Consider the following 17,138-nt stretch of genomic DNA (forward strand, 5'->3'; position numbering starts at 1 on the left):
ATTAATAACCGAAAATTACATGGAAGATTATATTCGATTTAAGAAACTTCTTGAATATTTTGTTGCACATTTAGAATGGGTAGTTAATCTGGATATTACTAACCGAGGATACGATGAATACATACATCCGTTAATTGAGAAAGGAATTTTTAGAAAAACGGGTCAAGGGTATGCAAATGATAAAATCCAACAGCACATAAAAGACTGGGAAGATTATCCTAACGGCACAATATGCATTAATATACAACAGAACTTTGGGAGTTATTTATCTTCAAAATGTTATCTGAACTGGGAAGATACAGGACTTAATATTATAGCCAAGTGGTCTGGAAAAAATATCATATCGCTTTACCAAGAGGAATATTTTTATTGGGAAAATCCAAAGAGAAGAAAAGAATTTAGTAAAAAAATATCGTTAGTAGACTTGGGACTGTTCACTGCAAGTGAGTCCCCTACAGATCAACTAGTGGATTTTTATAACATTTTTGAAAATGCTATTATTAGATACAACGTACTTGAAGAAGAAAAAAAAATGGAAGAAACATTAAAACCAATAATGGATCTGTTACTTTATAAAAAGCAGATAATACTACAAGGCCCTCCAGGCACAGGTAAAACCAGAGTTGCGAAAATGCTTGCTGAAAATTTAGTTGGAAGATTGGGTAAGTCTATTTCAGCAGATCAAATTGTTGAAAATGTATCAGTTAATCAGGTTATCAGATCTGTTGGCGGTAAAAGTAGCTATTTAGTTTTAGAGGTTGATAGCTTGCAGAAGAAGATTAAAATAAAACGCGAATCTGAAACTGAAGACTATACATCTTTCAAAGATGTTATCGAAGCATTTGAATCTAAGCTGTGGCTGTCGAAAATTGAACAAAATAATCCAAGAAGAGCAGCCTCTATAGCCAAATTTATTTTTGAAAAAATTAGTAACCTAAACGATTCTGATCAATTTAAGATTATTCAGTTCCACCCAAGTTATAGTTATGAAGATTTTGTGAGGGGAATTGTTGCAGAGCCTGCCGATAATGGAGAACAAATTAAATATAAAGCCCAGAATAAAATTTTAGGAGCATTTGCAGATAAAGCTTTAGAGAATTTCATTGATACTCAAAAGACGAGTGAAGTTATAAAGAATGAAGATTGGGTCAGAAATCTAATAAAAAGGTTTCAAGAGGATATTGAGGATAGATTATATAACGAAGAAAAAATATGGCTTACGCCTAATGTGGCCTATATCACAAGAATTACAAATGAAGCAATTCGTTATAAAAGTGACAACTGGAAAATAGATGGAGGTATTCCTTATTCTGATATAGAAAAGATGTATTTGGCCGATGCCAAAAATCTTGCAGATGTTAGAGAATTAGAAACCTTAACTGCTTCTGGTAAATATAATGCAATATACTGGTTAAAGCTTTTAGAAAAATTTAAAGAATATGTGAAAAAGAATGGCTTTAAAGCACCTTCGGAAAAAGAGACGATTAATGTTAAACTTAAAAATTATGTCTTAATTATTGATGAAATTAACAGGGCCAACCTATCTTCAGTTTTGGGCGAGCTAATTTATGCTTTAGAATATAGAGGAGAAGGTTTGGAAAGTATGTATTCGTTAGATGATGGTAAGCGTAACATTGTTATACCACCCAACTTGTATATTATTGGCACTATGAATACTGCCGATAGAAGTGTTGGACATATTGATTATGCCATAAGAAGGCGTTTTGCTTTTTACAGTATCTTGCCCAAATCCCTTAAAGATGACGATAATATTTATTTTAATAGTGATGGGTTTGATAAAATCAGTATGCTGTTTAACGAAACCAATGTTAGTGACGAATTTGAAATAAAAGACGTACAGTTGGGGCATAGTTATTTCATTGCAAAAAAAAGTGATGAAACTGATGAGATGGAAAAAGACAAAATTTTCGCGATGAAAATGGATTATGAAATAATACCACTGCTGTTAGAATATGTTAAGGACGGAATTTTGATCGGTAAGTTTGAAGGTAAAAGCATAAAGGAATACATTGAATCATTAAGATCCGAATAGATGGGCATCAAGTTATCCGAACACAAAAAGTTTAAAATCTCTAAACTTACTGATGGTGTTGAATTTTTGGATAATAAAGCTTTACATCTCCAACTAAATGCTGATTCTTTTGCATTATTAGATGGCATAACCAATAAAGCTTTTAATGATAACAGCAATTGTTATACGGTAGAAAATGGTACAGATTTTTATCAGATCAAGGCAGACTATTGTATTGGGCTTGATTGGTTAGGTAATTCGGGCCGTTATATACAGGTAGAGCCTAAAATTAACATAACAAATGGCGAAAATTTTGAATTTTGCTTAAACGAGGATGACGAATCAGAGAGTTTTGATAAGGCACTGAGAAAAGATAATAGTGCCGAAATATCCATAGGACTTGATTATTTAAAAATGTTAATGGATGTAATGGCTTTTCCTGTTTCTGCAAAGGAAGTTAAAGGTCTGGTAAATATCGACTGGAATGCATCAAAAATAAATATTGATAGTAGAGATGATAAACTAACTCCTTTTTTAATTATACAATTTTTACAGTTATTGAAAGCGATTGTTAAAAAGGGACTTAAAAAATCGTATTATAAAATTCAAGAAAACCTACGGTCTAAAATTAAAGGCAAAATACTTATAGGGCAGCATATTAAAAAAAACGTTCTGAAAAATCGTTTCACAAATATTTTTTGTGAATACCAGGTTTTTGGTGAAGATAACTATGAGAATAGGTTTCTTAATAAAGCTTTTGTTTTTGTTTGCAGTTATGTTAATAATCATAAAGCATATTTTTTTTCAAACGCCTTTGATATTGAGCAGATTATTGACTATTGTAGGCCTTTATTTGAACATATAGGAACAAGTGTTGAGCTGCATCAGCTAAAGAATATTAAAACAAATCCTTTTTTTAAAGAATATAAAGCTTGCATTAAAATTGGTGAACAGATTCTGAAACGTTTTGCATACAACATTTCTCAGACAGCTGACCAAAAAATAGCTACTCCGCCATTCTGGATTGATATGCCCCGGCTTTTCGAATTATATATCTATGAAAAAATGTTAAAAGCTAATGAAGGTAGCGCCAGTAAAATTAAATATCAATTTAGCACTTATGGTAATGCATTGGATATTTTAATAAAGCAGGGTAAACATTCTTTGGTTATAGATGCGAAATATAAACTTCATTACAAACATGGTGAAGTGCATGCAGATATGAGACAGGTGGCAGGATATGCACGATTAAATAAGGTATTAAACGAACTTGCCTATAATAATGAAGATTTTGTTAAAGATGCAGTGTTACCATGTTTGATTATATATCCTGATATTAAAAATGGTATTGATTTAGGAGAGGATCTACCTGCATTTAAGATTGAAAACCTGATAACTCCATATCGAAGAGTAAAAGCATACAGTGAAATATATAAACTTGGGGTAAAACTTTCGTTGATATATGAATAGTGGAAATCTTGATGGTTTTAATTTCTAACAACATTTAGCATAAAATTTCCCAAATCAACACTATATTCTTAAATTGGGCATCATTAGCCTTATGACCGAAGAGATAACAGCAGCATTATTAAAGTTTAGAGACGAGCGCGATTGGGCGCAATTTCATAATCCTAAAGATTTAGCACTTGCCTTGAATATTGAAGCAGCAGAGCTACTTGAGCTATTTTTATGGAAAAATGCAGAGGATGCCAACGTGGAGAAGATAAAAGAAGAACTTGCTGATGTTTTCTCTTATGCGTTATTGTTGGCTGAAAAATATAACCTGGATGTGAAGCAAATTATTCTGGATAAAATTAAACTAAATGATAGCAAATATCCTGTAGATAAAGCAAAGGGGACTGCTAAAAAATATGATGAGCTATGAGCATGTCGTTTGAGCTTTCTATAGATGTTTCTGAATTTCATGATTTTAATAAACAAGGCTTAATTAAGATTCAGCAAAACCCCTGGGTAAGAAACCAGTGGCCAGTGGTTTATTTTATCAGGAATGAGGCTAAAGCAGAAGCTTACGTAGGTGAGTCAACCAATGCCGCCAGTCGCATTGCTAATCATTTGACTAATCCGGTAAAAGCCTCCATATTTAATCAGATTTCGATAATCGGATGCGATAAGTTTAATAAATCGGTAACGCTTGATATTGAATCGAATCTGATCAGATATATTTCTTCCGAGGGTACCTACAAATTAAAAAATGGAAATGATGGCTTAATTGTTCGTAATTACTACCAACGGGAACTTTATAAAGATTTATTTAAGGAAGTTTGGAAAAAACTGATCGATAAAAAGATCATTACTAAATCCTTAAAGGAAGTAGAGAATTCGGATTTATTTAAATATTCGCGCCCTATACCTCGTTAAATAAAGATCAGTATGCTTCGGTGCTTGATATCCTCACCCATCTTAATAGAGATGATAGCACCCGTATTTTCATCAGGGGGAGTGCAGGTACAGGAAAGACGGTTTTGGCAACCTATTTAATTAAGCTTTTGGCTACCGATATCACTAATGCCAGCATTGATGATTTTAATGAGGACGAAATCAGAGAAGTAAGCTATATTAAAGGTTTTCAATTAAAATATCCAAATGCAAAGATAGGGTTGGTTATAGCCATGTCATCCCTAAGAAAAACTTTACAACGTGTATTTAGGCAAGTACCAGGCTTAAAATCATCAATGGTCATCGGCCCATCCGACACCTTTAAAAGTAACGTGAAGTACGATCTGCTTATAGTGGATGAGGCGCATCGTTTGCGTCAATATAAAAACATAGGCTGGAGAGGAACATTCAAAAAAAATAATCAAAAGCTTGGTTTAGACAATTCAGGAAATGAACTGGATTGGATAATGGCCAATAGCAAAAACCAGATTTTCTTTTATGATAAGGCCCAATCGATAAAACCATCTGATATTCCTGAAACTTTTTTTTCGAGGCTATTAGATGATCAACAAACGATAAAGCTAGAGCTGCATTCGCAAATGCGTGTAATGGGTGGCAATGATTACATACAATTTGTTGATGACTTGATGAATGTAAAACTTCATAAGAAAACAGTTTATCAGTCATCAGCTTATCAATTGATCTACTTTGATTCGTTAGCAGAACTTTACCGCGAATTGGGTAAAAAAGAGCAGGAACATGGCCTGTGTAGAATGGTTGCTGGTTATAGTTGGCCATATCAATCAGAAGATGATAAAACAGCAATTGATATAGAGCTTGATGGGTTATCTTTTCAATGGAACCAGGTAACCACAGATTGGGTTAACTCTCCAAATGCTTTTAAAGAAATTGGTTGTATACATACTATACAGGGTTACGATTTAAATTATACAGGGATAATTTTCGGGAAAGAGATTGATTATAATATTGAAACAGACAAAATTGAAATAAACCGCGATGAGTATTTTGATGGTTATGGTAAACTTGGTGTGGATGATGACGAAGATTTAAAAGAATTTCTTGTCAATATTTACAAAACTGTATTTTATCGTGGTATAAGAGGAAGTTTTATTTATGCATGCAACCCTAATCTGGCAGCTTATCTTAAAAAACATATTCCATTATTCGAAAAGGAGCCTGCTTTAAGAATCATACCATTTAATCAGGTAAAGCCATATGTTAATGCTGTGCCCTTGTTAGATATTACTGCTGCTGCGGGTAATTTTAGCGATTTACAGATTCATAGCGATTTTGAATGGGTAGAATTGCCGTTTAATTTAGCCCCTCAAAATGGTTACTTTGTTTGTAAGGTAGTAGGTGAGTCGATGAATAAGCGGATTCCAAATGGCGCTTACTGTTTATTCAGGCAAGATGGTGGAGGGAGTAGAGAAGGTAAAATTGTATTGGTGCAAAGTACCGCTATTCAAGATGCAGACTTTGGCTCTGGCTATACGATTAAAGAATACCATAGCAAGAAAATAATTACAGATGAAGGCTGGCAGCACAGTACTATCAATTTAGAACCCTTATCTGATGATCTATCTTACCACACTATAGAATTAGTTTCTGATGAATTAACAAATTTTAAAGTTGTAGGCGTATTTGATCGTGTACTGGCTTAAAAGGTTGTTTTTTTATTCTTCGTTTAGTACGGGAAACCGTAAATTTTACTTTTCAAAAGCTGTTACTTTCGTAGAATGAAAAAACTCCATTATATGAAAAAAACAATTTTATTATTATTACAAATTTGCCTGTTAGTTATGCCAGTTTTGGCACAACGAAGATCTACAAGTGTTAGGGGGTATACCAGAAAAGATGGTACCTATGTGCGCCCACATGTAAGAGGTTATACTGCAGGTTCTGGAAGTACCTCATCATATAGTTCCGGTAATAGTTCTGCTTCAAAAAGTGATGAAATTGCTTTTACTACTTTAAAGTTTGCGGCTGTAGATGTAAATGATGGCGCTGGTGCTAAACCAGCCTATATTAAAGAGAAAGGACAAAAGATAGCTTTAACCACTTTAAATTTTATAAACAGGGAAGATGATGGCGCAAATTTAAAAGACAAACCAGAGGTAGGTGGTATCATTTTTTATGTTTCTGTTTTAAGGTATAGAGGTAAAACGTTAGACATCTGTACTATCCCGAGAAGCTATGGTAGTTGGGAATTCGAAAAGATATCGCATGAATTTCAAAAAAAGGATATTACTACAGAGGATGCTTTAGATCTTGTATCTAATTATGGCTGGAGCATTTCTAACGATAAAATGAGCAAGAATTTTGAATACGATTATAGTAGTAAAGGTTTGCCATCATTTCTAACTAAAACTACTGAAGCTATAAGAGTTGAATAGTATTTTAAGTGCTTAGATTTAAGTTATTTATAAGATAAATGTTAGGACTTATTAACACTCGGTTTTATTTGTTAATGGTTCATTTTCAGTAAGTTAAATTTTTTGTGTTCCAGTTCTGACTGTTGGCTGACTAAATTATCGACTAAATGGTTTGATTGTTAAGAACTTGCATCGAAATTGAATTTCGATTTTAATTAAGTTTGTATTAGAAGTCAGACGAAATACTGGTGGGTTTAATAGAAATAAAAAGGCTCAGGAAACTACGACATATCCTGAGCCCAATAAAATTTATTATTCGCAACTAAGGGAATTAGAAACGAACATGAGGTAGCATCGTTATTTAGAATGGTGCAAAAGTAAAACTATTATGCTTTTGTACACTATAAAGTTCATCTTCTTTTTCTCCTATTGCTTGGAGATACCGGCCATACAAAGCTTCTGGAAATAATTAAACTGCTCAAGTAATTGGGCAATCATTCCTATTATTAAATTTTTTAGCATGGCTACAAATGGAAAACCAGGCGACAACCGCCGACATGGAGCAGTAAAAGATCGCTCCCAAATTTTTAATCCAACAACAGAACAATGGGTTAAACGAGATACTGAAAATGGTAGGTTTATGGATGTGAAAAAAGATGGAACACCTTTTAAGGGTGTTAGAAAGGAGAAGAAATAGATGTTGAATATTAGTATTGCAAAACTTGAGCAAGCAAGACAAAATCCACAAGCATTCGCAAAAAGCTTAAGTGAGGCTACAAAAGGCTTTGGCAATAATGGGTCTTTTAGCGGTATATTTAAAAGCTTTATTGGTAAGTTTCATAATGATAACGAGAATAAAGACAAATTTCATACGCAATTGCAGGATGCCTATAAGCTTCAGTTTGTCGGGAACTCGGTAAATAATAAACGTGCCGAGAAATATTGTGAGGCCTTTTCCAATTATAGTGATTATATGATGAAAAATGGATTTGGTTTGGATAATTTTTTTACTAGAATAAACTTGAAATTACTCTCAGATGTTTCATTGGGAGGTAATTCTCCAATTTTAAGTTCCAGTGATACTCGTAATATGGTTTTTTCAATAGAAGAATCACCAAGGGATTGGCAGAATGAATTAAAATATCCAATACTTCAAAAATACCTTGCCGAAAAGTATTACGAATGTGAGGTGGATAAAGTGGAGATAGGTATTTTCAATGTTAGCAGCTGTCAGTTCGAATTGAACGTATTTGATGATATTGAAATAGAGGAAGCTTTTAAAGAAGCTAGAATTGTTCTAGGAGAAGTGGATCGGATTTTTAAATTATAAATATTACTAATTTATTCGAAATGAAAAATGAGAAAGAATATCAACCAAATTCAGAAACCATAATTGCTAGTGATGGCATGCATGAGGTATATTATTATTGTAATGATAAAGGAGTACCTATTTTTAAGACGAAGGAATTTTGGTTGGAAGAAAAAAGATTTATTTTTTATCCTTATTCTATAGATATATCTGATGGTTCTGTAAAATCAAAAAGAATTAATAGTATTGAATTTTTAGGATGGGAAACTATCAATAATATACCTGATGATTTTAAAACTGAAAACAAGTACGGGTTAAGAAAGTTACGTACAAAAGCCTTTTTTAATGTTTTGTACAGCAAGTTTAAGGATGTGCGAGACTTTACAATTGGCATTAATATTGAAAATAGTTTTCGACCTGATCATATTGATTTAAACTGGACTGATGTTAAGATCATTTTAAGTGATATAGGGAAAGAAAAAAATAGCTATGACAAAGAAAAAACATTCTTAATTAATAAACATCTATTTAGGATTAATAATAGGCTTTCAATTGCTCAACGGTATATTCCTGCTGGTGATTTGCAAAGATTTCTATCAAAATATGATTCTTTTGAAAAAATTAATAGTAATGATTTAAATGCGCTTTCTGCAGTTATGGATTATATACCTCCTACTTTAATTCAAAGCACTGCAAATTTCATTAATAGCAAAGAAAAGATTAATAAGATATATATAGAGGAGACGATAGCAACTTTCGAGAAGTTAATGTCTGCAACTAAAGATAACGAAAAGCAATGGCAAAATTTCTTTGAGAAAAATGCATGGACATTATCGCATATTTTTCCTTATGAGGTAATACTCAATGAAAGAGAAGCATATGTTGGAGGAAAAACTTTAGGTAACAAGGATGGACGTATCGTTGATTTTCTTTTCGCTAATGGATTTAAAGATAATTTCGCTTTACTAGAATTTAAAACGCATAACAAAAGTCTTTTAAAAAGTGTGGTTTATAGGAAACCGGCCGTATTTGCAATGTCAGATGATCTCTCTGGTGGTATTGCTCAGTGTTTGGATCAAAAAGACGTTTACATTAAGGATTTCGGGAATAAAAATCCAATGTTCGATCCTAAATGTATTTTAGTTATTGGTCAAAAACAAAAGTTAACTGAACCACAGAAAAAATGCTTCGAATTGATAAGGTCGAATCAAAAGGCTGTCGATATAGTGACCTTTGATGAAATTATAATGAAACTGAAAGGACTACTTAAAGTTTTAAGTAAATAGTTGTTGTAATAAAATAGTTATCAGAGTTTATATGACTAAAAAAACTAAAACGTATCTGATGACGAACATTAAGAAAGTCAAGTTTTATTATATAGCAAAAAATAATGAGTTATAATTTATTAAATTTCCAAGAGGCGTTTGAGGATACCAAAAGGTTCAATAGAAAATATTTGCTTACTGGTAATAACTTCAGCATTTCCTACCGTAGTTATAGAGGTTATTGAAAGTTATAATTGTAAAGTATTGGAACTAATTCCACCAATAGATATAGGAGGAATATGGCGTCATAGATTTGTCATTGGGAATTGATTGCTGCAGTAGGATACAGAAATTATTTTCATGATAGTGTGGCGTGCGTAATCTCCCTTAGAAGAAAAATATTTATCATATAGAAAAATAAGTTCGACAAATGAAAGATGAATTAAAACTGTCTTGTTTTACAATTCTTGTAAAAGACAAAGAAAAAAAAATACTAGATAGGGGCACTGGTTTTTTCATAAATAATTGTGGAAACTTTCTTTCGGCTGGTCACGTTTTTAAGTATAAGGACTGCAAGTTTTCTGCTATTTTTGAGGGGCAAGCCATAGAGTATCCAATTACTGAAATTTATAAAGAATACGTAATCCAAGATGAAGTAACATCGACCAGTTATAAAGATCTTTATATTGGTTCAATAAGTATTAAATCTATAGCATTTTTTTCTTTAATGACTGAAATAGTGCCTGCTAGATCTAAAGTATCTATGGCTGGATTTAATAAACTTCCACCTGATGGATTGATTGTTGACATTGATGATCTATTTGACGAAGATTTGATTGGCGAGGATTCTGTATATTTTAATACTTATCAAACTGAAATCACTGATGAAAAGCGTTATAAGACTAATAGAAGTAATGGTAGTTTTTATTTAATGGATAACATTTATTCAATTAAATCTGTCGGATCTAAAATTCGGGGAATCAGTGGAGGCCCTCTACTACTTGGCAATAGTTGTATAGGGATTATAAATAACACTTTTGAATGTGTTAATAGTAAATATATCGCTAATAAGCTCAGCTATTTAAATATTCCTTATACAACTATCTAATAAAATACAAACTCACTTGCAAAATCAATAGATGTAGTGATTTCTTTGCAAGCATTAGCAAAATAAAATTTAAGATATACTAATTGAAATTTTTAGCTTACAAAGCAATTTGATTACCAAATAACATTAAATGATCGAGCTTTTACTGTTATGGATATTTCTCTAATATCTCCAGTTTCTCTCTTTCGCCTTTGAATAACCTCTCCTACAAGTTTACAATTTTTTCAATCGTCTACAGTTGGGCTGATAGTTTAATGAGCTGGCAATTAATATTGAATTGGCGTTACTGGTATTATGAAATGTATTCGATATAATATTGATGGCTTGTTATTTTTCTGTTAATTTAGAAAAATCTAATAATTCCTTTGGGTCAATTCCCAGACCTTTTGCTAAATAAAGTAATGTAATTAGAGATGGTGCTGTTTCACCTTTTTCGATTCTATGAATTTGACTATAATCTATGTTGGAAAGTTGCTCAAGTACACGTAGACTAATCTTTTTCTCATTCCTAATATTTTTCAAATGAGTACCGAATGATTTAAGTATTTCTTCTTTTTTGAGTTCTTCCACCTAACAAATAAAAAAAAACTATATAAGTTATTTGTGGGATTATTTGCATACAAAATAATTATTTTTTATATTTGGTATAGTTAAAATAGGTATTAATAAAAGTCTTGTGATTACAAAATCTGACGCCGTTAACACAAGACAGCAGATTAATGCCCATATCTATGTGTAGATGTATATATTTGTACATCGAAATAGATGTGGGGCTGCTGTAAATCCATGTTAACGTAAGGCGTCAGAAACTTTAGTGTAATCATGGTAAGCAGTCCCACATTTATTGTTTGGGGCTGTTCTGCCCAACAAGACTCGTAAAACCATACGAGTATGAAAGCTAAATCCATTACCATTGCAGGGAAACCGCTTTCGCGGTTTTATCAACTGCCTTTTGAAAAGGGGAGCAGGGTATTAAGGTTAGCGGTGCTGGAGTCGCATTGCATGTTTAGTGTAGGTGAAAAGCCTGGGCCCCTGGCCATCACATCGCTTTCTTTTGATCAGGGTTTGTTAACCATTAATGTTAAATTGGGAGGGGAAGAAGCAAGGGTTTATATCGTGGTAGCATACGATTGCCTGCTGGTGAGCTGTAGTGTGGATACGGATGAAACGTACCTTGGGCGTTACGTTTACCTTACTTTACGGGCCATGATGCGGAGTGGTTACTGCGATTTTCAGCAATATTACTGGCCGGCATGTTTTGCTTTGGGCAACAGGCGGTCGGGCTATGTTGATGTTGTGAAGAAACCTGGCGGTTTCACCATTACCTTGAAGAAAAAGTTTAGCGGTTTGTTCAGGCCTGGTGATGATTTGCCGGAGGTTACGGAACGTGTGGTAGTACCGCGTGAAAGATTATTGAGTAAACATACTGCGGCGCGTTTGGCACCGGTTAGCATTGGTTATTGTTTCGCCAATACCGATCTGCAGAATTTTCACAGCAACCATTATCCTTTTTTAATTCCTTATGTTTTCGCGGCCACGGCTTACCTTAAAACGGTTAAATCTTTTAAACGTTTCGTGTTGAATCCGCATGATGTGGATGGCATAAGCCTCTCGCCACAACAGGAGGAGTTGAACAGCATTTGTTTAGCCATGAAAGAGATCGCTGCCATACGCTTTAACGCTAATGCCCACCTGCCCGAAAAGGTAGCCGAAACCCATACACTTAATGAGGCTAACCAGCTGGCGCTTTTAAAGTTATGGAACAAGGCTTTGCCGCTATTGATGCAACAGCGTTTTACACACTACTTTTACACCTATGGCATGCGCAATGTTACCGGCAAACCTGTAATGCGGGATATGAAACTGGTTGAATTTTCGATGGAGGTACCTGTTTTAAGTTTCGTATTAAAAGACGAGGGCGATTATTATGAACTGGAACTGAAGATTAAGGTGAAAGGGAAATTGCTGCATCTGAATACGGATCAGCCTGGGCTGTTTTTGGTTTGCGATAGGGGTAAACCGTATTTATGGTATTTGCTAGAGGCCGAAATGGATTATAAACTGGTTTGGTTTTTTAGTAAAGTAAATTTTAAGGTGCAGGTGATTAAAGGGTATTATAGGGAATTTTTTGAGGGGTTTGTAGAGGGGGTGGAAAGGTGGTATGAGGTGAAGAGGGGGTAATTTTTGTTTTATAACTATGGATGGGAGCTCCCCTCCTGCAAGAGGGGCTGGGGGAGGTTTTTGCCTTTCGCTCGGGCTTGCCTCGGCTACCGATGAAAAATCGGTACAGGTCCACCGCCGCCGAGGGGGCTCTTACTTTTGGCTTGATCCAAAAGTAACAAAAGATCAAGGCTTGCATCCGTTTTTTATGTGGTCATATTGTTTTTATAGGTATAAAAGATTGCTGCGCAATTCTTGTAAAAAGCTAAGGAAATCTTATTTGCGGCAGCATCGAGGCTCTTAGCCCTTGCTTTATTCCACCGCTCTCGCTTTGATCCTGCCTTGTGCTGTGGGGTATGAGGGGAACTGCAAAGCTTTCCGTGCTTTTTCCGGCGAAAATCTGCGAGGCCGGATAGCATGATGCAGATCGCATGGAGCATATTGCAGGGTGCGGTAATTTGTTTTTTAGTCCTTTCCCTTTCAGGGGAAAGGTGCCGATAGGCGGATAGGGGCTCTGTGGCCCTCTGTGTTTTACTTTGTATTCTCCGTGGTTAAACTTCAGTCGAAATGATGGAAAGATTAAGCTTTACACTTCTCGTTCTTTACGAACTGCTTTGCTATTAAACATGCTTTTAAACCTTCTTCACCGATTTCAAGAACACAAATCCTACCACACCTGATAAAACCGAAGCCGTTAATATCGCAAACTTCGCCTCTGAAACCTGCAGCGCATTGCTAAAAGACAGCAGGGCAATAAAGATCGACATCGTAAAACCGATTCCGGCGAGCATACCCAAACCTAAGAGGTGTTTCCAGCCGGCGCCTGTAGGTAAACCGGCCCATTTCAGTTTCACGGCCAGCCAGCTGAAAAAGGTGACACCAATGGTTTTGCCAATAAATAAACCGACGATAATGCCCAGACCAAGGGGCGAAACCAGTCCGGTCAGCATTTCTTTCCGGAACGTGATATTGGTATTCGCCAGGGCGAAAATGGGCATGATGAGGTAATTTACAGGAACGGTTAAAGCATGTTCCAGTTTCTCCAAAGGCGATTCATTATCCGTTTCGTTAGTGGGGATGGTAAAAGCCAGTAATACCCCTGCAATGGTGGCGTGGATGCCGGAGTGGTGGATGAAATACCAGAGAAATATCCCTGGGATTAAATAAAAGAAAAGATTCTTCACGCCGAAATAATTCATTAAACTGAGTAGAATTAAAACGCCACCCGCCATGGCGAGGTATTCAAAATGGATTTGATTGGTGTAAAAGATGGCGATGACCAGGATGGCACCGAGATCATCCACAATGGCTAAGGCCGCCAGGAATATTTTTAAACTGGCGGGTACGCTTTTACCAAGCATCGCGATAATGGCAAGGGCAAAGGCAATGTCGGTTGCCATGGGGATGCCCCAGCCACCGGCAGTTTCGGTACCTGTGTTAAAGATGGTATAAATCAGTGCGGGAACCAGCATGCCGCCTAAGGCAGCAATGACGGGTAATGCTGCACTTTTCACTGAAGAAAGTTCGCCTTCCAGCAGTTCGCGTTTGATTTCTAAACCAACCAGTAAAAAGAAGATGGCCATTAAGGCATCGTTAATCCAGGCGAGGATGCTGTAGTTGACAGCACCAAAACCGATTGTGGTGGCTAAAAAGCTTTCCAAATTTTCTTTTGAGGCGGTATTGGCGAGGAGTAAGGAGATGGCGACGCAGATCAGCAATAAATAACCACCTACTTGTCCGGAGCGGAAGAAACGCTGAAATGCCTGGAAGTTGATGAGTTTTTCCATAGGGGTAAAAATAGTGAAATAATAATAGTAAAGTGTTTGCTAAGCTGCTGTCCTTTTCTATTTTGCCCTAAGCTCTGGCTTGCCTCGGTTAGCCACCGAGGGGCTCTTCTTCTTTGTTCTTGATAACAAAGAAGCAAACAATCAAGGCTTGGACCTGATGTTGGATTAGCGCGTCGAAATTTTAAAAGCGGTAGCACAAGGACTCGATATTGTTTTGTCATAAAGATTAATTTCGAGGGAGCCGTGTGCGCTACCTTGGGCAGTGGGGTCATTTGAATGGAGGTGCAAAAATTTCAACGGCTTCTCCTGCCATCATGTCCCAGGCGGATAGCAGGGTGCAGATAGCGTGATGGCTATAGCGGGATGCGGATGATTAGTTAAATCGTCATTGCGAGGCGGCTTTTTCAGCCGGCGAAGCAATCTTTCATACTGAAGTCGAAGGATTTGTTAGTGTTTACTCGTTACCTAAGAAGTTTGCCCTTTGCTCTGGCTTGCCTCGGTTAGCCACAGAGGGCCTCTTCTTCTTTGTTCTTGATAACAAAGAAGCAAACAATCAAGGCTTGGACCTGATGTTGGATTAGCGCGTCGAAATTTTAATGGCGGTAGCACAAGGACTCGATTTTGTTTTGTCATAAAGATTAATTTCGAGGGAGCCGTGTGCGCTACCTTGGGCAGTGGGGTTATTTGAACGGAGGTGCAAAAATTTCAACGGCTTCTCCTTCCATCATCTCCCAGGCCGGTAGCGGGGTGCAGATAGCGTGATGGCTATAGCGGGATGCGGATGATTCGTTAAATCGTCATTGCGAGACGGCTTTTTCAGCCGGCGAAGCAATCTTTCATACTTAAGTACGAAGGATTTGTGAGTGCTTCTCATTTGTTCGTGTTTACTCATCATCTAAGAAGTTTGCCCCATGCTCTGGCTTGCCTAGGTTAGCCACCGAGGGGCTTTTACTTTTTCCTTGATGAAAAAGAAACAAAAACCCAAGGCTTGGATCCTTTCTTGTAAAAAGCTACGAAAATCTTGATTGCGGCAGCCTCTAGGCTTTTACCCTTTCTTATCCCAGCGCACAAGCTTGATTCTGCCTTGGGATGTGGGGTAATGAGGGGAAGTGCATAGATTTTCGTGCTTTTTCCTACGAAAATCTCCCAGGCCGGTAGCAGGGTGCAGATAGCGTGATGGATATAGCGGGATGCAGATGATTCGTTAAATCGTCATTGCGAGGCGGCTTTTTCAGCCGGCGAAGCAATCTTTCATACTTAAGTACGGAGGATTTGTTAATGCTTCTCATTTGTTCGTGTTTACTCATCATCTAAGAAGTTTGCCCTAAGCTCTGGCTTGCCTCGGCTGGCCGCCGTGGCCTCTTCTTCTTTGTTCTTGATAACAAAGAAGCAAACAATCAAGGCTTGGACCTGATGTCGGATTAGTGCGTCGAAATTTTAATGGCGGTAGCACAAGGACTCGATTTTGTTTGGTCATAAAGATTAATTTCGAGGGAGCCGTATGCGCTACCTTGGGCAGTGGGGTCATTTGAACGGAGGTGCAAAAATTTCAACGGCTTCTCCTTCCATCATCTCCCAGGCCGGTAGCGGGGTGTAGATAGCATGGTGGCTATAGCGGGATGCAGATAATTGGTTATGGTGAGAAAGGTGCGGATAGGGGTTGCATTGTCGTATTGATATAAAACAAAAAGCCACAGATACTTAGATCTGCGGCTTTATTCGGTCGTCATTCTGAACTTGTTTCAGAATCTATGCAGCCTGGCGCATTATGGCTTCTTGCCAATATTTACCCGGATATTCACTTCAAAATCACCATTGGTATAACCGCTGATGGCTGAAGTTGCGGTGTTGTAATAGGCCATGAAATATAGCGTTGATTTATAATTCATGCCGAAACCAACTGTGGCATTTTTAGTGTTGTGGTACATCGCCATGACATACAATTTATCATTGGCAAAATTGGCATTGACACCGGCATCCCATAAATTTTTGTAATTTTTAATGCCCCTGAAAACGCCTTTCGGCTGCAGGCCGATGGCGTTGATGCCACTGCCAAAGTTAAATTTATAGCCAACAGCCGAATAAAAGGTAGGCTTGTTGGCATAATTTAAATCATCATTTCTAAATACCGAACGCATATTTGGAAGGGCACCTTCTATGGTCAGGCTTTTTGAGGTGTAGGAAACACCAAAATCGCCATCTAATTCATAACCGCGATCATTGAAACGGGCAATGGCAGGATCATTGATGTCGCTGTTCCGCACGCTGCTTAAATCCAGTTTATCCTGACTGGCACCAAATGATACCCCGAAATTTAATTGCTGGTCGTTATCACTTAAGGGTAAATGGTAGGCAAAAGTTCCAACAGCTTTGGTCCGTTGGATGCCACCTGATTTTTCATTATAAATATTCACGCCCCAGCCAACCTTATTTACCTGCTGATCTAAAGTTACACTTTGGGTAATGGGGGCACCGGGAATGTTTGACCATTGTTTACGGAAGCTGCCATTGATGTTAAAGCCTTCGTTAATCCCCGCCATTGATGGATTCACCAGGTATTTGTTCTGGAAATACTGGGCATTTAAGGGAAGAATTTGTGCACTGGCGGTATGGTAAAATAAAATGCCCGCGGCAGATAGAAACGTTAACCGACTGATCTGCCTGAGGTGTTGTGTAATTGCTTTCAT

Annotated in this window: 14 protein-coding genes; 11 read left to right on the plus strand and 3 right to left on the minus strand. The window is 36.7% G+C overall.

Annotated features, from left to right (window positions below; genetic code table 11):
• Positions 1-19: 19 nt before the first annotated feature.
• The 10 genes from OQ267_RS22385 (at position 20) to OQ267_RS09305 (ending at position 10,504) form a co-directional block, all read left to right on the plus strand.
• Positions 20-2,053: an AAA family ATPase gene (locus tag OQ267_RS22385; RefSeq protein WP_322974842.1), complete on the plus strand. Its 2,034-nt coding sequence runs from the start codon at positions 20-22 to the stop codon at positions 2,051-2,053.
• The gene (locus OQ267_RS09265) at positions 2,054-3,502 is read left to right on the plus strand and encodes a 5-methylcytosine restriction system specificity protein McrC (RefSeq protein WP_265835659.1); all 1,449 of its coding nucleotides are present in this window, start codon (positions 2,054-2,056) and stop codon (positions 3,500-3,502) included. It abuts the gene before it with no gap.
• A 91-nt stretch (positions 3,503-3,593) separates the two neighbouring features.
• The gene (locus OQ267_RS09270; protein ID WP_265818472.1) at positions 3,594-3,917 is read left to right on the plus strand and encodes a nucleotide pyrophosphohydrolase; all 324 of its coding nucleotides are present in this window, start codon (positions 3,594-3,596) and stop codon (positions 3,915-3,917) included.
• A complete protein-coding gene (locus OQ267_RS09275; protein WP_265835661.1) occupies positions 3,914-4,411 on the plus strand; it encodes a GIY-YIG nuclease family protein in 498 nt (165 codons plus the stop codon). The genes OQ267_RS09270 and OQ267_RS09275 overlap by 4 nt, the downstream gene beginning before the upstream one ends.
• Before the next feature lie 20 nt (positions 4,412-4,431).
• The gene (locus OQ267_RS09280) at positions 4,432-6,111 is read left to right on the plus strand and encodes a DNA/RNA helicase domain-containing protein (RefSeq protein ID WP_265835662.1); all 1,680 of its coding nucleotides are present in this window, start codon (positions 4,432-4,434) and stop codon (positions 6,109-6,111) included.
• 93 nt (positions 6,112-6,204) lie between these two features.
• Positions 6,205-6,843 carry a hypothetical protein gene (locus OQ267_RS09285; RefSeq protein WP_265835663.1) on the plus strand — a complete coding sequence of 213 codons (639 nt, stop codon included), beginning with the start codon at positions 6,205-6,207 and terminating at the stop codon, positions 6,841-6,843.
• A gap of 499 nt (positions 6,844-7,342) precedes the next feature.
• On the plus strand, positions 7,343-7,519 hold the full coding sequence (locus OQ267_RS09290; RefSeq protein WP_265835664.1) for a hypothetical protein: 177 nt from the start codon (positions 7,343-7,345) through the stop codon (positions 7,517-7,519).
• A complete protein-coding gene (locus OQ267_RS09295) occupies positions 7,520-8,152 on the plus strand; it encodes a hypothetical protein (RefSeq protein WP_265835665.1) in 633 nt (210 codons plus the stop codon).
• Between the two features lie 20 nt (positions 8,153-8,172).
• On the plus strand, positions 8,173-9,417 hold the full coding sequence (locus OQ267_RS09300; RefSeq protein ID WP_265835666.1) for a Shedu immune nuclease family protein: 1,245 nt from the start codon (positions 8,173-8,175) through the stop codon (positions 9,415-9,417).
• Between the two features lie 409 nt (positions 9,418-9,826).
• Positions 9,827-10,504 (plus strand): hypothetical protein, encoded by a 678-nt coding sequence (locus tag OQ267_RS09305; protein WP_265835667.1) that lies wholly within the window; start codon positions 9,827-9,829, stop codon positions 10,502-10,504.
• Between the two features lie 327 nt (positions 10,505-10,831).
• Here the strand turns inward: OQ267_RS09305 and OQ267_RS09310 are convergent, their stop codons facing one another.
• Positions 10,832-11,074: a helix-turn-helix domain-containing protein gene (locus tag OQ267_RS09310; RefSeq protein ID WP_265835668.1), complete on the minus strand. Its 243-nt coding sequence runs from the start codon at positions 11,072-11,074 to the stop codon at positions 10,832-10,834.
• A gap of 321 nt (positions 11,075-11,395) precedes the next feature.
• Here OQ267_RS09310 and OQ267_RS09315 point away from each other — a divergent pair, with 321 nt between their 5' ends.
• Positions 11,396-12,685, plus strand: a complete 1,290-nt coding sequence (locus OQ267_RS09315) for a hypothetical protein (protein ID WP_265835669.1) — start codon at positions 11,396-11,398, stop codon at positions 12,683-12,685.
• A gap of 611 nt (positions 12,686-13,296) precedes the next feature.
• On the opposite strand, the gene nhaA is transcribed toward OQ267_RS09315, so the two are convergent.
• Both nhaA and OQ267_RS09325 read right to left on the minus strand, forming a co-directional pair.
• Positions 13,297-14,451, minus strand: a complete 1,155-nt coding sequence (gene nhaA / locus OQ267_RS09320; RefSeq protein ID WP_265835670.1) for a Na+/H+ antiporter NhaA — start codon at positions 14,449-14,451, stop codon at positions 13,297-13,299.
• A gap of 1,766 nt (positions 14,452-16,217) precedes the next feature.
• Positions 16,218-17,138 (minus strand): type IX secretion system membrane protein PorP/SprF, encoded by a 921-nt coding sequence (locus OQ267_RS09325; RefSeq protein ID WP_265835671.1) that lies wholly within the window; start codon positions 17,136-17,138, stop codon positions 16,218-16,220.

It is taken from the genome of Pedobacter sp. MR22-3 (assembly GCF_026240075.1).
Lineage (GTDB): Bacteria > Bacteroidota > Bacteroidia > Sphingobacteriales > Sphingobacteriaceae > Pedobacter.

Coding starts and splice junctions, on each gene's coding strand:
- OQ267_RS09315 (WP_265835669.1), top strand. CDS start 11,396: ATGAAAGCTAAATCCATTACCATTGCAGGGAAACCGCTTTCGCGGTTT.
- OQ267_RS09300 (WP_265835666.1), top strand. CDS start 8,173: ATGAAAAATGAGAAAGAATATCAACCAAATTCAGAAACCATAATTGCT.
- OQ267_RS09295 (WP_265835665.1), top strand. CDS start 7,520: ATGTTGAATATTAGTATTGCAAAACTTGAGCAAGCAAGACAAAATCCA.
- OQ267_RS09285 (WP_265835663.1), top strand. CDS start 6,205: ATGAAAAAAACAATTTTATTATTATTACAAATTTGCCTGTTAGTTATG.
- OQ267_RS09275 (WP_265835661.1), top strand. CDS start 3,914: ATGAGCATGTCGTTTGAGCTTTCTATAGATGTTTCTGAATTTCATGAT.
- OQ267_RS22385 (WP_322974842.1), top strand. CDS start 20: ATGGAAGATTATATTCGATTTAAGAAACTTCTTGAATATTTTGTTGCA.
- OQ267_RS09325 (WP_265835671.1), bottom strand. CDS start 17,138: ATGAAAGCAATTACACAACACCTCAGGCAGATCAGTCGGTTAACGTTT.
- OQ267_RS09290 (WP_265835664.1), top strand. CDS start 7,343: ATGGCTACAAATGGAAAACCAGGCGACAACCGCCGACATGGAGCAGTA.
- OQ267_RS09270 (WP_265818472.1), top strand. CDS start 3,594: ATGACCGAAGAGATAACAGCAGCATTATTAAAGTTTAGAGACGAGCGC.
- nhaA (WP_265835670.1), bottom strand. CDS start 14,451: ATGGAAAAACTCATCAACTTCCAGGCATTTCAGCGTTTCTTCCGCTCC.
- OQ267_RS09265 (WP_265835659.1), top strand. CDS start 2,054: ATGGGCATCAAGTTATCCGAACACAAAAAGTTTAAAATCTCTAAACTT.
- OQ267_RS09305 (WP_265835667.1), top strand. CDS start 9,827: ATGAAAGATGAATTAAAACTGTCTTGTTTTACAATTCTTGTAAAAGAC.